Annotated in this window: 15 protein-coding genes; 11 read left to right on the top strand and 4 right to left on the bottom strand. The window is 68.9% G+C overall.

The genetic code is table 11. The features are described from left to right. Positions 1-12: 12 nt before the first annotated feature. Both AC069H_RS30710 and AC069H_RS30705 read right to left on the bottom strand, forming a co-directional pair. The gene (locus AC069H_RS30710) at positions 13-798 is read right to left on the bottom strand and encodes a DUF1295 domain-containing protein (protein ID WP_478234645.1); all 786 of its coding nucleotides are present in this window, start codon (positions 796-798) and stop codon (positions 13-15) included. Continuing rightward, positions 798-2,069: a class I SAM-dependent methyltransferase gene (locus AC069H_RS30705; RefSeq protein WP_478234734.1), complete on the bottom strand. Its 1,272-nt coding sequence runs from the start codon at positions 2,067-2,069 to the stop codon at positions 798-800. Before AC069H_RS30705 ends, AC069H_RS30710 begins: the two co-directional genes overlap by 1 nt. A gap of 87 nt (positions 2,070-2,156) precedes the next feature. Here AC069H_RS30705 and AC069H_RS30700 point away from each other — a divergent pair, with 87 nt between their 5' ends. From AC069H_RS30700 to AC069H_RS30650, 11 genes are all read left to right on the top strand, one after another. Further along, positions 2,157-3,434 carry an NAD(P)/FAD-dependent oxidoreductase gene (locus tag AC069H_RS30700; RefSeq protein ID WP_478227166.1) on the top strand — a complete coding sequence of 426 codons (1,278 nt, stop codon included), beginning with the start codon at positions 2,157-2,159 and terminating at the stop codon, positions 3,432-3,434. A 5-nt stretch (positions 3,435-3,439) separates the two neighbouring features. After that, on the top strand, positions 3,440-4,168 hold the full coding sequence (locus AC069H_RS30695) for a DUF1365 domain-containing protein (RefSeq protein WP_478227284.1): 729 nt from the start codon (positions 3,440-3,442) through the stop codon (positions 4,166-4,168). Positions 4,169-4,187: 19 nt separating this feature from the next. Beyond that, on the top strand, positions 4,188-4,769 hold the full coding sequence (sigK, locus tag AC069H_RS30690; protein WP_478227283.1) for an ECF RNA polymerase sigma factor SigK: 582 nt from the start codon (positions 4,188-4,190) through the stop codon (positions 4,767-4,769). After that, positions 4,766-5,536 carry an anti-sigma factor gene (locus AC069H_RS30685; RefSeq protein ID WP_478227165.1) on the top strand — a complete coding sequence of 257 codons (771 nt, stop codon included), beginning with the start codon at positions 4,766-4,768 and terminating at the stop codon, positions 5,534-5,536. Before sigK ends, AC069H_RS30685 begins: the two co-directional genes overlap by 4 nt. Before the next feature lie 425 nt (positions 5,537-5,961). After that, positions 5,962-7,284: a cell division protein FtsZ gene (ftsZ, locus tag AC069H_RS30680; protein WP_126733686.1), complete on the top strand. Its 1,323-nt coding sequence runs from the start codon at positions 5,962-5,964 to the stop codon at positions 7,282-7,284. A gap of 76 nt (positions 7,285-7,360) precedes the next feature. Further along, positions 7,361-8,068 carry a peptidoglycan editing factor PgeF gene (gene pgeF / locus AC069H_RS30675; protein ID WP_478234644.1) on the top strand — a complete coding sequence of 236 codons (708 nt, stop codon included), beginning with the start codon at positions 7,361-7,363 and terminating at the stop codon, positions 8,066-8,068. Then, the gene (locus AC069H_RS30670) at positions 8,065-8,796 is read left to right on the top strand and encodes a YggS family pyridoxal phosphate-dependent enzyme (protein ID WP_478227163.1); all 732 of its coding nucleotides are present in this window, start codon (positions 8,065-8,067) and stop codon (positions 8,794-8,796) included. Before pgeF ends, AC069H_RS30670 begins: the two co-directional genes overlap by 4 nt. Before the next feature lie 82 nt (positions 8,797-8,878). Continuing rightward, entirely contained in the window at positions 8,879-9,493 is a 615-nt protein-coding gene (locus tag AC069H_RS30665) for a cell division protein SepF (protein ID WP_478227162.1), read from the top strand. A 114-nt stretch (positions 9,494-9,607) separates the two neighbouring features. Then, complete coding sequence (locus tag AC069H_RS30660; RefSeq protein ID WP_005155180.1) at positions 9,608-9,883, top strand: YggT family protein; 276 nt, start codon at positions 9,608-9,610, stop codon at positions 9,881-9,883. A gap of 54 nt (positions 9,884-9,937) precedes the next feature. Next, on the top strand, positions 9,938-10,795 hold the full coding sequence (wag31, locus tag AC069H_RS30655; RefSeq protein WP_478227161.1) for a DivIVA-like cell division protein Wag31: 858 nt from the start codon (positions 9,938-9,940) through the stop codon (positions 10,793-10,795). 97 nt (positions 10,796-10,892) lie between these two features. Continuing rightward, entirely contained in the window at positions 10,893-11,450 is a 558-nt protein-coding gene (locus AC069H_RS30650; protein WP_478234643.1) for a hypothetical protein, read from the top strand. Here the strand turns inward: AC069H_RS30650 and AC069H_RS30645 are convergent. Both AC069H_RS30645 and AC069H_RS30640 read right to left on the bottom strand, forming a co-directional pair. Beyond that, positions 11,447-13,255, bottom strand: coding sequence for an FUSC family protein (locus AC069H_RS30645; protein WP_478234642.1), 1,809 nt, complete (start codon positions 13,253-13,255; stop codon positions 11,447-11,449). The two genes, AC069H_RS30650 and AC069H_RS30645, sit on opposite strands and share 4 nt — an antisense overlap. Positions 13,256-13,502: 247 nt before the next feature. Then, positions 13,503-13,715, bottom strand: coding sequence for a hypothetical protein (locus tag AC069H_RS30640; protein ID WP_478227158.1), 213 nt, complete (start codon positions 13,713-13,715; stop codon positions 13,503-13,505). Positions 13,716-13,858 lie beyond the last annotated feature (143 nt).

Genomic DNA, 13,858 nt, shown 5'->3' with positions numbered 1-13,858 from the left:
CCGACGCAGGTGTCAGGAGGCACCCCCTCGGCGAGGGGGCAGCGGGAAGAACCCGCTGGTCCGCTCGACGTACGCCGCGTATCCCGGCCGGGAACGCCGCAAACCCTTCTCCAGCAAAGGTTTTCCGGTTCCCTTGGCCAGCGTGTACGTCATCGCGATCGGTGACAGGATCGTCGCCGCCCCCACCCAGCTCGTACACGCCAGCAGGTACAGGCCCCACCACACGCACGCGTCGCCGAAGTAGTTCGGATGCCGGGTGTAGCGCCACAGCCCGCTGTCGAGGACCTTCCCCTTGGTGGCCGGGTCGGCCTTGAAACGCCGCAGCTGTTCGTCGCCGATCGTCTCGAATCCGAAGCCGACCAGCCACAGCGCGACACCGAGCCACGCCGTCACCCCGAAGGTGTCGCCGTACATCGCGAACTGGACCGGCAGCGAGACGAACCAGAGCACCACCGCCTGGACCAGGTACACACGGACGAAGAGCTTGAGCGCCGGATTCTCCCCGGCGTTCTCCGCCATTCGCACGTAGCGCGGGTCTTCGGGCAGCTTGTGGTTGCGCAGGTGGAGGTGGACGCCGAGGCGCACACCCCAGATCGTGGTCAGCAGCGCGGTGACCACGCGCAGCGCCACCGACCCGTCCCCGAGCGGCGCCGCGACCAGCGCGACGAGCGCGAAGCCCGGCCCCCAGAACGTGTCGACGGTGTCGTACCGCTTGCGCCACCGTGCGATGCCGAAGGTGACGACGAAGGCCAGCAGCGTCGCGCCCGCCGTGATCGCGAGTGTCCCGCCAAGGGGCATCAGGACCACTCCCGGGTGGCGGGCATCGCGCTCAAGCCCTCGTCCGACGAACGGACCGCGAGGATCTGGTCCACACCCATCCGGTTCTCCTCGAACGCGAGGGCCCCACCGACCAGGTACAGCCGCCAGACCCGCGCGCCGGATTCACCGATCAGCGCCACGACGTCGTCCCAGTTGTCCTCGAGCGTCCGTTCCCATGCCCTGACCGTACGCACGTAGTGCTCGCGCAGCGCGTGGACGTCGCGGATCTCGAACCCGGCGCTCTCCAGATGCCCGAGCGTGCGGCTCAGCGGCCGCATCGTCATGTCGGGGGCGATGTAGCGCTCGATGAACGCGCCGCCGCCGGGGGCCACCGCGCCGCGGGACATCTGCTGCAAGACCAGCCGTCCGGTGGGCTTGAGCATCCGGTACAGCGTCCGCGTGTACTCGGGGTAGTTCTCCTCGCCGACGTGTTCACCCATTTCGATGGACGCGACCGCGTCGAACGGCTCGTCGGTCAGCTCGCGATAGTCCTGCCGCCGGACCTCGACCCGTTCCTCCAGGTCGTGCTGGACGAGGCGGCCGCGGATGTGTTGCTGCTGCTGCGCCGACAGCGTGATCCCGATGGCCTGGACGCCGTGGTGCTTCGCGGCGTGCACCAGCAGCGAGCCCCAGCCGCAGCCGACGTCGAGCAGCCGCATCCCCGGCCGCAGGCCGAGCTTCCGGCAGATCAGCTCGAGTTTGTCCCACTGTGCCTGCTCTACGCCGTACCCGTCCTCGTCGGAGGTCCAGTAGCCGGACGAGTAGGCCATCGATTCGTCGAGAAGCAGCTGGTAGAAGGCATTGCTCAGGTCGTAGTGGTGCGCGATGGCCGACTTGTCGCGGAGCAGTGTGTGCAGCTTCCCGGACAGCCGGGCCTCTTCGGCGGGCGGTTTGGGCGGCGGCCCGACGACGCCGAGACCCACCGCGATCCGCAGCGCCTCCGCCCATTCGCGCGGACCGAGCTTCGCACCACGCACGGCACCCGATCGGGTCAGCGCCCAGATCCGGCGGAATCCGTCGGCGAGGTCGCCTTCGACATCGAGATCACCGGAGACGTAGGCCCTGGCCAGGCCCAATTCGCCGGGGGCGTAGAGGAGACGGCGCAGGGCACGCCGGTTGCGGAGTACCACGGTCGGCGCATCCGGCGGACCGGCACGTACGCCATCCCAGGTACGCAGACCGACCGGCAGGGAGCCGCCGAGGAGCCGCTCGGCGAACGGGACTAGGCGGGACGCGGGACTGTTCGGCATAGTCGTCATTCGCTCCCGGACCGGAAAGGGATGGGTCGGATGCTCAGCCGGTTCACGAGATCCAATCCTCGCCCGATCCGGCTCCGAATGCCTCATGTGCACACCAAGGGTCAACGCATCGGAGTCATCGGCAGCGGCGTCGCCGGCCTCACGGCGGCATACCTGCTGCAACGCCGTTACGAGGTACTGCTGTTCGAAGCCGACGACAGGCTGGGAGGCCACGCGCACACCCACGACGTCCCGAGCGCGCACGGCGGCACCGTCGGCGTCGACTCCGGGTTCATCGTGCACAACGAGCGTACCTACCCGAATCTGCTCCGCCTGTTCGCCGAACTGGGCGTCGCCACCCGTGACACCGAGATGTCGATGAGCATCCGCTGCGACGGCTGCGGTCTCGAGTACGCCGGTGCCAAGGGCCTGAAGGGCCTGTTCGCCCAGCCACGCAACGTCGCGCGCGGCAGCTATCTGCGGATGCTCGCCGACGTCAAGCGCTTCCACCGGCACGCGAAGCGCGTGCTCGAAGCGCCCGAGGCCGGAGACGTCACCCTCGGCGCCTTCCTCGCGATCGGCGGGTACACGAAGTACTTCGTCGACCACTTCATGCTCCCGGTCGTCTCGACCGTCTGGTCCGCGGACCGCACCGACACCCTGAAGTACCCCGCGCGGTACCTGTTCGAGTTCCTGCGCAACCACGGGATGCTGTCGGTCGGCGGATCCCCGAGGTGGCGCACCGTCGTCGGGGGCTCGCGCGAATACGTCGAACTGGCCGCCAAGCAGCTGACCGCCGTGCATCTGTCGACGCCGGTCCGCTCGGTCAAGCGCACCGCGCGAGGGATCGAGGTCCGCGACGACGCCGACACGCGCCACCGGCTCGACAAGGTCGTCCTGGCCACGCACGCGGACCAGGCGCTGAAGCTGCTCGCTTCACCGACCGAGGCCGAGCGCGAGGTTCTCGGCTCGTTCCGGTACTCCAGCAACGAGGCGTGGCTCCACACCGACACCGGCGTGCTCCCGACGGCGGAATCGGCGCGGGCGGGCTGGAACTACGCCACGCCGTCCTGCGGTGCCGGCCAAGGCGCGGTCCAGGTGTCCTACGACATGAACCGCCTGATGCGGCTCGACGAACCGACCGGCTACGTCGTCACGCTCAACCCCGGCACCGCGCCCGACGCCGGTTCGGTCCTGGCCAAGATGACCTACGAACACCCCGTCTACACCCCGGAATCCGTGGCCGCCCAGCGTCGTCTGCCCGAATTGAACGACGACACGGTCGCCTTCGCCGGCGCGTACCACGGCTGGGGGTTCCACGAGGACGGCTGCGCGTCCGGTGTCCGCGCGGCCGAGAACTTCGGGGTGCGCTGGTGACCGTCATGGCCGTGCTCTACGACTCCACGGTGGCTCATGTCCGGCGCGACGCCCCGCCGATCTCGTTCGCCCACCGGATCTACCTGTGGTTCGTCGACCTCGACGTGCCGCCGAAGCTGCCGTGGTGGCTGCGCCCTTTCGCGCGCTTCGACCCGCGAGACCACTTCGCGCCCGAGGACACTTCCAGCATCAGGTCCAAATTGGACCGCTGGCTCGCGGCGCGCGGCGTCGACCTCCGCGGCGGGCGGGTGCTGATGCTGGCCGGCGCGCGGATGCTGGGCCACAACTTCAACCCGATCACCCTGTACTGGTGCTACCGGCCCGACGGGATACTCGAATGCGTCGTCGCCGAGGTCCACAACACCTACGGCGGCAGGCACGCGTACCTCCTGCGGCCCGACGCGGACGGGAACGCCTTCGCGGACAAGGAGTTCTACGTTTCGCCGTTCCAGTCGATGGACGGCGAGTACCGGATGGAGGTGCCAAGGCCGGAGTCGCTGCTCTCGGTCAAGATCGCCCTCCGCCGGGACGGGCGGACGCCGCTGACCGCGTCGCTGCGCGGCGTGCGGCGGCCCGCCACTACGAAATGGCTGGCGCACATGCTGATCACCCGCCCGCTCATGCCGCACCGGGTCTCCGCGCTGATCCGGCGGCATGGGGTCAAACTGTGGTTGAAGAAGGCGCCGATGACCACGCGGACGCCGCAGACGGCCGGAGGCAGACTTGATCGATGAAACGGCACGTCCGCGCCGGATGGCGCCCGTACCCGGTGACGGCGAACCGGCCGGACCGACGGCCGAGGATCTGCTCGTCCGGGTCGCGAAGGGCGACGAGCGCGCTTTCGACGCCCTGTACGACCGGCTCGCCGGCCCGGTCCTCGGCCTGGTGCGGCGGATCCTCCGTGACGCCGCGCAGTCCGAAGAGGTCACCCAGGAGGTCATGGTGGAGCTGTGGCGCACGGCCACGCGCTACTCCCCGGAGCGGGGGAGCGCGCTGAACTGGGCCATGACGCTCGCGCATCGCCGTGCGGTCGACCGCGTCCGCTCGGCGCGCGCCAGTTCGGATCGCGAGGTCAAGGCGACCTTCGAGGCCGCCCGCGCCCGGCCCTTCGACGAGGTGGCCGAGGCCGTCGCGGCCCGCTGGGAACAGTCGCAGGTGCGCCGCTGTCTCACGACCTTGACCGAGCTGCAACGGGAATCCGTGTTGCTCGCGTACTACCAGGGCTATACCTATCGCGAGGTCTCAGAGGTGCTGCAGACCCCGCACGGAACCATCAAGACCCGGCTCCGGGACGGCCTGATCAGGCTCCGGGACTGTTTGGGGGTGACGGCATGACCATGCCCGAGATGCACACGCTCACCGGCGCCTACGCCGTCGACGCGCTGTCCGAAGTGGAGCGTGCCCAGTTCCAGCGGCACCTCGCCGAGTGCGCGTCGTGCGCACAAGAGGTCCTCGAACTGCAGATGACCGCGACCCGGCTCGGTGCCGCGCTGGCCGAGGACCCGCCGCCCGAGCTCAAGCGCCGCGTGCTCGCCGAGGCGATGGCGACCAGGCAGCAGCCGCCGAAGACGCGGTTAGCCGCCGGGGAGCGCGTCAAGGACCGGCGGCGCGCCCCGCGCTGGGCGATCGCCGCGGTCGCGGCGGCGGTCGTCGGGCTGGCGGGCACCGCCGTGTTCGGCGGGATCGCCTACGACAACCACTCGCAGCTGACCGCCGCGCGGGAGCGGGCGGCGGAGTACGCGAACCGGTACGCCCCGGTCGCCGACGTCCTTTCGGCCGTCGACCTCCGGACCGGGCACGCCGAGACCTCGGCGGGCGGCGGCGGGACCGTGATGATGTCGCGCGCGAAGGACCGGCTGGTGTTCATGGCGGCGCAGCTGCCGAAGAACGAACCGGGCCGGATCTACCAGGCCTGGCTGATGTACCCGGGCACCGCGCCCAAACCCGCCGGGCTCATTTCCGGTGGTCAGGACGGTGCACTGCTGGTCGCCGACGGTCTCGGCGGGGCCGAGAAGTTCGCGCTCAGCGTCGAACAGGCGGGCGGATCGCCGACGGGATCGCCGTCGAAGGACGTCGTCATGGTCATGTCCATGCCCACCTGATCTCCGCCCTTACCGTCTGTCAGTGAACCCGCGTCCGCGATCGACGTCGGCAGGGCGCTGCTTGGTCGAACCTCTCACGTCTGTGGGTAAGGCGCCCTGCCACCGCGATAGCGGGGCCTTCGGCGGGCGGGTTCACGCGTTATGTCCATTTCACAGTACGTCCTCAGCTCCGCCAATGGCCTCCTTACCAGGCCGCCGTTCGCCGCCGCGACCGGGTCTCGCTCTTGCGCCAGCGAACATGTTGTGGCAAAACACCTTTGCGACACACGGCGTGGCTACTGGATTCGAGCCAGCCTGGTGCATACCGTCCTGCTTCAACGTCGGCAGTTGACATAACTCTCAATCTGAACTTCAGCTCGAGGGTTCGGGACAGGCTCAGCGACCGGCGGGCAGCACGAGCACACACGATCAGGAAGGCGGCTCCGATGACGCCCCCGCACAACTACCTTGCGGTGATCAAGGTCGTCGGTATCGGCGGCGGCGGAGTGAACGCCGTGAACCGCATGATCGAGGTCGGCCTCAAGGGTGTCGAGTTCATCGCGGTGAACACCGACGCTCAGGCACTGCTCATGTCCGACGCCGATGTCAAGCTCGACATCGGCCGGGAACTGACCCGCGGCCTCGGTGCCGGCGCCGCCCCCGAGGTGGGGCAGAAGGCCGCCGAGGACCACCGCGAAGAGATCGAAGAGGTCATCAAGGGCGCCGACATGGTGTTCGTGACCGCGGGTGAGGGCGGTGGCACCGGCACCGGTGGCGCGCCGGTCGTCGCCCAGATCGCCCGCAAGCTCGGCGCGCTGACCATCGGCGTCGTCACCCGCCCGTTCACCTTCGAGGGCAAGCGCCGCAGCAAGCAGGCCGAAGAGGGCATCCAGCAGCTGCGCAACGAATGCGACACCCTCATCGTCATCCCGAACGACCGGCTGCTGCAGCTGGGCGACATCGGCGTCTCGCTGATGGACGCCTTCCGCTCGGCGGACGAGGTCCTCCTTTCGGGTGTCCAGGGCATCACCGACCTGATCACCACGCCGGGTCTGATCAACCTGGACTTCGCCGACGTCAAGAGCGTCATGTCCGGCGCGGGCTCCGCGCTGATGGGCATCGGCTCGGCGCGCGGCGAGGGCCGGGCGATCCAGGCGGCGGAGAAGGCGATCAACTCGCCGCTGCTGGAAGCGTCGATGGACGGGGCGCACGGCGCGCTGCTGTCGATCGCGGGCGGGTCGGACCTCGGCCTGTTCGAGATCAACGAGGCCGCGTCGCTGGTGCAGGAATCCGCGCACCCCGACGCCAACATCATCTTCGGGACGATCATCGACGACTCGCTCGGCGACGAGGTCCGGGTCACCGTGATCGCGGCCGGTTTCGACGCCGGCACCCCGACCCACAAGAAGCTCGACCCGCCGGCGTTCGGCTCCCGGTCGAACTCGACCGCGTCCGCACAGGCCGGTCAGGTCAACGGCGGCGGGGCGACCCCGGTGCAGAGCCCGCCTTCGGGTGCCACGCCGGTGCCGTCAACCGGTTCGAACGGCTACCCGGTCGCGCCGCCGCGTACGCACACGCCGATGCCGTCCGCCCGTAACGAGGGCAACGGCTCGATGACCGGCGGGCTCCCGCAGCCCGGCGGCGGTTCGCGCGGCTACTCGCCGATCGGGTCGAACTCGAACCACGGCAGCCTGCCCGGCCGCGCCACCCCGGTGCACGACGACCCGTCGGACGACGAGGTCGACGTTCCCCCGTTCATGCGTCGATAGCACTCGCCAGTACGTTCCGTGAAGGCCTCCTTGACTACAGTCGAGGGGGCCTTCACTCAGGTCTAGGAGGAAACGCGTGCGGGTACGGCGGGTTGTCACGACAAGGGCGGGCGGGGCTTCCCGGCCGCCTTACGACACCTTCAACCTCGGTGATCACGTCGGTGACGACGCGGGCGACGTCTACGCCAACCGCAAACGCCTCGCCACCGAACTCGGCCTCGCCGAGGACAGGCTGGCGTGGATGGAGCAGGTCCACGGCCGGACCGCCACCGTCGTCGACGGTTCGGAGACCTCCGCCGCCGAAGCGACCGACGCGCTCGTGACCGCGGAGCCCGGCCTCGCGCTCGTGGTGCTCGTCGCCGACTGCGTCCCGCTTCTGCTGGCAGACGCCGAAGCCGGTGTCGTCGCCGCCGTCCACGCGGGCCGGGTCGGCGCCAGGGTCGGCGTCGTCCCCGCGGCGATCGAGGCGATGCGTTCGGTCGGCGCCGAACCGGCCCGTACCGAAGCGCTGCTCGGTCCCGCGATCTGCGGCGACTGTTACGAAGTCCCCGCCGACATGGCCGCCGACGTCGAAAAGCACGTACCGGGCAGCGCCTGCAAAACCCGCAAGGGCACGCCGGGGCTCGACCTGCGCGCCGGGCTCTGGCGGCAGCTGGCCGACCTCGGCGTCGGCAAGATCGGCGTCGATCCGCGCTGTACCAACGAAGACAAAACTCTCTTCAGCTTCCGCCGCGACGGCACCACCGGCCGGATCGCGGGCATCACGTGGCTGGACGCGTCGTGAGTGACACCCGCCGGGAGGAATTGGCCGCGTCCCTCGCCGAAGTGGAAGAGCGGATCGCCGCCGCGTGCAAGGCCGCCGGCCGGGCCCGCGACGAGGTCAAATTGCTCGCGGTCACCAAGACCTTTCCGGCGCTCGACGCCGCGCTGCTCGCCGACCTCGGCGCACTCGACCTCGCCGAGAACCGCGATCAGGAGGCGGGCGCGAAGGCCGAAGAGGTCGCCGCTCTCCGCCCGGACGCCCGGATCCGCTGGCATATGGTCGGCAGCCTGCAGCGGAACAAGGCCAAATCGGTCGTGCGCTGGGCGGACGAGGTCCAGTCCGTCGACTCCGAGCGGCTCGCCGACGCGCTCGCGAAGGCGACCAAGTCGGCGCTGGATTCCGGGCAACGCGAGCACCCGCTGGACGTCCTCATTCAAGTAAGTCTCGATGACGATCCGAAGCGCGGGGGCATTCGGTTGAGCGAAGTGAGCCATTTGGCGGCGCGGATAGCCCATGTGGGTGATATTCGCCTCCGAGGGCTTATGGCGGTGGCGCCGTTGGGTACTGATCCCGCGGAGGCGTTCGGGAAACTCGCTCGCGCGTCGGAGCGTCTGCGGGAAGAACACCCAAATGCCCGTGAGATCTCCGCCGGAATGAGCAATGATCTCGAGCAGGCGATCACGCACGGCTCGACCTGTGTGCGTGTCGGAACCGCGTTGCTCGGTGGGCGCGGTTTAGCCTCGCCCTAGGGAATACCGTCTCGTCGTTACGGGGAGTGGTGGCGAGGGCGGGGGAGTACGGTGCGGGACGCGGCTAAGGCTAGGGAGAGGCATGAGCGCGCTGCAGAAGCTGAAGGCCTACTTCGGGATGGTGCCCGCGGACGAAGACGGCTATGACGTCGAGGATGACTACCGGCGAGGCTACGCCCCAAAGGAATATGCCGACGACGAGTACGACTACGACGACGAGCCACCGGCCCGGTCACGGGGGGGACGTTACCGGGATGTCGATGACACTTATGACGAGCCCGCGCCGCGGCCTCGGTCACGCTCCGTGGCCAGTCCGGAGCCTGCCGTCCACGGAGCACTGGCGATGGACCGTCAGCCGGAGCCGGTCGCGCGGCTGCGGCCGGTCACGGAGCCGGTCCGTCCGGCGGTCCGCGACCCGTTGAGCCGGATCACGACGCTGCACCCGACGAGCTACGCGGAAGCGCGGGCGATCGGGGAGCACTACCGGGAAGGCATCCCGGTGATCATGAACCTCACGGAGATGGAGAACGCGGACGCGAAACGTCTCGTCGACTTCGCCGCGGGGCTCGCGTTCGCGTTGCGCGGATCGATGGACAAGGTCACCAACAAGGTGTTCCTTCTCTCACCGCCCGATGTGGATGTCACCGCGGAGGACCGCCGACGGATTGCCGAAGGCGGATTGTTCCTGCGCGGCTGATCACCCGGTGACCGCTGAGCGCAGCCGGATGTGATTTTGTCGACTCATCGCCATCCGCGGCCCGTCAACTGCGTCTTTTGACGCGAGGCATGGCAGAGTGGTTACGTGAATGCTGTGTTGCTGGTCGTCTGGTACGTGCTGTTCGCTTTCTGGCTCCTGCTGACGGCACGGATCGTCGTCGAGCTCGTGCGTGCTTTCGCTCGCGAGTGGCGTCCTGCCGGAGGGGTTGCGGTAACGCTCGAGACCATCTACACAGTGACCGACCCACCGGTTCGTCTGTTCAGACGAATCATCCCGACCGTACGAATCGGCGGCGTCGGACTGGACTTATCGATTATGGTGCTGCTGTTGGTTGTGTTCTTCGCGATGCAGCTGGCAACGCCAGGGTGATTTTCGGGGAAGCCCCGGTGGACCTGCAGGCCATGGAGTGCGTGAGGTGATCTGATGTCGTTGACCCCCGCTGACGTGCATAACGTCGCGTTCAGCAAGCCGCCCATTGGCAAAAGGGGCTACAACGAGGACGAGGTGGACGCGTTCCTCGACCTGGTGGAGACCGAGCTTGCCCGGTTGATCGAGGACAACAACGAGCTGCGGCAGCAGGTCGAACAGCTCGACAACGAGCTCGAGACCACCCGTGGTGAGCTCGAGAACGCCAAGGCCGGCGCCGTCGGCCCGCCGCCGCAGGTACGCGACGAGCCGTCGCGCCGCCTGGCGCCGGTGCCGCCGCAGTCGGCGATGGAGCAGACCCAGGCCCACTCGATGGTGCCGGACAACGGGGAGCCCAACGTCCAGGCCGCTAAGGTGCTCGGGCTGGCGCAGGAAATGGCCGACCGGCTCACCGCCGAGGCCAAGACCGAGTCGGACGGCATGCTCGCCGAAGCCCGGACCAAGTCCGAGCAGCTGTTGTCGGACGCGCGGTCCAAGTCGGACTCGATGGTGAACGAGGCGCGCACGCGCGCCGAGACGATGCTGAACGACGCGCGAACCCGTGCCGAGACCTTGGAGCGCCAGGCGCGCGACAAGGCGACGACCATGGAGCGCGAGGCTCAGCGCAAGTACACCGAGACCATGAACAACATGAACGCGGAGAAGGGCTCGCTGGGCAAGAAGATCGAGGAGCTGCGCACGATCGAGCGGGAGTACCGCACGAGGCTGCGCGGGTTCCTCGAGTCCCAGCTGCGTGAGCTCGACGACCGTGGTTCGGCCGCTCCCGCGTCGGCGTCTTCGTCGACCTCGGGGCAGTCCTCGTCCTCCGGTAGCGGACAGGGTTACTCGTTCGGCCCGCGGGCCGAAGCGGGCTGATCCGGTTCCACCCGGTTTGTTTCTACACAGTGGAACGGCCTCGGCACTCTCCGGAGGGTCGGGGCCGTTTCGCTTGGCCCTCGTGTTGTAATTCACCGTGCTCTACATCGTCCTGGTACTGGTACTGGCGGCTCTGGGGCTGCTCGTCGCGGCGCTCATCACCGCGAACTCCCTGTGGGCTTGGATCTCCATCGGCGTCTCCGTCGTCGCGGGGTTGCTGCTCCTCTTCGACCTGCTGCGCCGCCGGAAGAAGCGCGCTCCCGCGGAGGAAGAGGCGGATGATTCGGCCGAAGACGCTTCCGACGACGAGTCCGCCGAGGGTGAGGAAAAGAAACCCGAGGACGTCGAGCAGACCGTCTTGATGCCCGCCACCGGTGAACTGGGCGACGCGGAAGACACCCCGGAGCCTCAGCGTGGGGGCGACCCCGGCGAGGAGAAGAGCGACCCCGCGGATGTGGCGGTCGTCTCCGAACTCGAGATCGAGGTCGTCGTCGTCGACGAGTACCCGCGCTATCACGTGACATCGTGCGAGTGGCTCGAAACCCGGGACACGATCCCGCTCGGCATCGGCGAGGCGCGGCAGCTCGGCTTCACGCCGTGCGCGCTATGCACGCCCGACGCCGAGATCGCCGGACAACACCGCGAGAAGGCCTAGAGCTTCTGGGCCGCTTCGCCGACAGCCACGACGTCGGCGGCGATCGTGTCGAGCACCAGGCGCAGCTCCTCGTCCGCGTCGTGTGGCGCGGGGATCTCCGCCGCCTCCTCGGTCCCGAGCGTGCGCGCCGCCTCGGCGACGGCGTCCGCCGCTCCGGCCGAACCAGGCCGCAGCAAGAGCGACGACGCCGTGACGGACAGACCTCGCAAGGCTTCGGCCGCGTTCTCCAGCGCGTCCCGCTGGCCGGGCGCGGGTTCCTTGGTACCCGGCTCCGCGGCGAGCAGGCCGTGGTGCGCGACCGCGGCGGTACGGAACTCGCGGCCGAGCGTCCGCGGGTCGACGTCCTCGCCGCGTAGTTTCCGCGCCACCGAACCGAGCAGTGCGCGGGTGGCGCCGACGGCGCTTTCGAACCGTTCCGCAGGGCCGGGTTTCGGCACGCCGGGGATCGCGGCGAAACCGAACAGCAGGGCGATGGCGCCGGCGAGGACCATCAGGAGCAGGTACTCGACGAGTACGTAGCGCGGGTCGAGATGTCGGGTGGTCGCGTTCATGCCGACCGACATCAGCACCATGCAGCCGTTGAAGATCGACGGACGCGTCCGCATGAACGAGAACCCGCCGAGCACCGCGACGAGCCCGACCGGCAGCAGAAACCCTTGTGGCAGAAGCCAAAGAACGAAAGTGAGCACGACGGCGCCGCCGAGTGAGCCGCCGATCCGCTGCCTGGCCTTGCTGAGGCTGTCCCGCCATTCCGGTTGCATGATGGCGAAAGTGCCGAGCAGGAACGACACGGTGAGCGGGTCGCCGGGCCGGAAACTCGCGACCACCAGCGCCACCCCGACGCCGAGCCCGCAGCGGAGCGCGTGCCGGAACTGTGCCGACCGCCAGGAAAACGCGCCGCTCAACTCGATCCGGCGCAGTTCCTTGCGGAGTCCTTTCGGCACGTCCACACGCGACTCGTCCCGTTCGGCCGCTGCGGTCCGGATGGATTCGAGAGCCTCCCAGAGCGCGGTGACGAGCCTCGCCGTGGCACCGGGAAGTCCGCTGGGTTCCTTGCGCCGCACCGGTTCGACTTCGTCCGGTGCCGCCGGGCCCCGAACGGCGTCGGCGAGCCTGGCGGCTTCTTCCTTGGCGGCGTCGAGCGTTTGGACGATTTCTTCGCTGTTCAGTCGTCTCCGGCGGATCTCCAGCAACCCGGTGGCCGCGCGATAGCGGAACATGCCGCCGAGGACCCGGCCGGTCCAGCGACGAGGCCGGTCCGCGAGCCAAAGCCTCGCCGCGCGCTCCTGCGTTTCCGACGAGCCCGCCGTGAGCGCGTCGGCCAGCGCCTCACGGGTCGGCTTGGCCGGATCCTTCGCGCCCATCAACGCCCGCAACAGGGTCACGACGCCCGCCGCGAGCGTGGGCGCGCCCACGATCTGCCCCGCCGACGCCGTCCCCGTCAGCTGGAAGCCGTACCCGAACAGTGACGCCATCCCGAGCCCCAGCCCGACCGTGACGAACCGTGCCCCGAGCACGGGCAACAGCCCGGCGACGACCACGATCGCCACCAGCAGCCCGATCGCCGCCCACTGCGACACCTCGCCCAGCAACCGCGGCACCCCGACCGCGAGGATCAGCGCGGGCGCGAACCACGCCAGCAACCGCAGATCCGCCCAAAGTGGCCCGCCCACCGCCGCCAGGAGACAGAAGAGCGCGGTGAGGGCCGCCAGGACGGCCGCGTTGCCCAGTCCCAGGGCGAACCCGAGCCCGCTGACACCGCCGAGGACCACCAGCAGGACGATGAGGAGTCCGGGCCCTTTCACCGGGCCTCGCAGAACGACATACCCGTCAACCTAGATGCGGTGGCGGGGACGGCAAGTCGGGCCTTTTGCGGGACTGCTCGGTGGTTGCAGTGGCGCCTTGATCAAGGTCCGAGAGCGGATGACCGTGCGTTGATGAAGGAATCGGGACACTCAACGTCCCGATTCCTTCATCAACGGCGCCTGTATAACGACCTGCACGCCCGCGCGCCAAGGGATCCGGACAGGATTTCTTCGTGCCGGAGGACGGTCACCTGCTCGATGAGCTGCTGCGGAGGCCGAATCCGTCGTCGTCCTGGTAAGTGCCGATCCCCATCGCGCCGCCGTCGGCCGGCCAAGCTTGAAGCCAGTACAGCTGGAGGCAAGGAATGTCGGGGTCGGCGAACTGCGGGCTGGTTCCCGCCACGTCCTCCCGCAGAGCCATTTCCACGCCGACCCAGGCCTCGATGTGTTCACCGGTCAACGCCGTTGAACTCCCCGACTGCCGGGTCAACCACTCGGCTCGCCCCATGTCCGCAGTATGGCGCTGAGGCGGAGCAGGAGTACGTCGAGATCGAGAACGGGCGCTGCGCGATCCGGGCCCCGGACAACCCGCTTGCCCCCGCG

The organism is Amycolatopsis sp. NPDC043887 (genome assembly GCF_056435665.1).
The sequence above is the reverse complement of the archived record's forward strand: the minus strand, read 5'-3'. Positions and strand labels throughout refer to the sequence as shown.

Bases quoted from the DNA above. Each gene is read 5' to 3' on its own strand.
- AC069H_RS30710 (WP_478234645.1), bottom strand. From the start codon at position 798: ATGCCCCTTGGCGGGACACTCGCGATCACGGCGGGCGCGACGCTGCTG.
- AC069H_RS30705 (WP_478234734.1), bottom strand. From the start codon at position 2,069: ATGCCGAACAGTCCCGCGTCCCGCCTAGTCCCGTTCGCCGAGCGGCTC.
- AC069H_RS30700 (WP_478227166.1), top strand. From the start codon at position 2,157: ATGCCTCATGTGCACACCAAGGGTCAACGCATCGGAGTCATCGGCAGC.
- AC069H_RS30695 (WP_478227284.1), top strand. From the start codon at position 3,440: ATGGCCGTGCTCTACGACTCCACGGTGGCTCATGTCCGGCGCGACGCC.
- sigK (WP_478227283.1), top strand. From the start codon at position 4,188: ATGGCGCCCGTACCCGGTGACGGCGAACCGGCCGGACCGACGGCCGAG.
- AC069H_RS30685 (WP_478227165.1), top strand. From the start codon at position 4,766: ATGACCATGCCCGAGATGCACACGCTCACCGGCGCCTACGCCGTCGAC.
- ftsZ (WP_126733686.1), top strand. From the start codon at position 5,962: ATGACGCCCCCGCACAACTACCTTGCGGTGATCAAGGTCGTCGGTATC.
- AC069H_RS30665 (WP_478227162.1), top strand. From the start codon at position 8,879: ATGAGCGCGCTGCAGAAGCTGAAGGCCTACTTCGGGATGGTGCCCGCG.
- wag31 (WP_478227161.1), top strand. From the start codon at position 9,938: ATGTCGTTGACCCCCGCTGACGTGCATAACGTCGCGTTCAGCAAGCCG.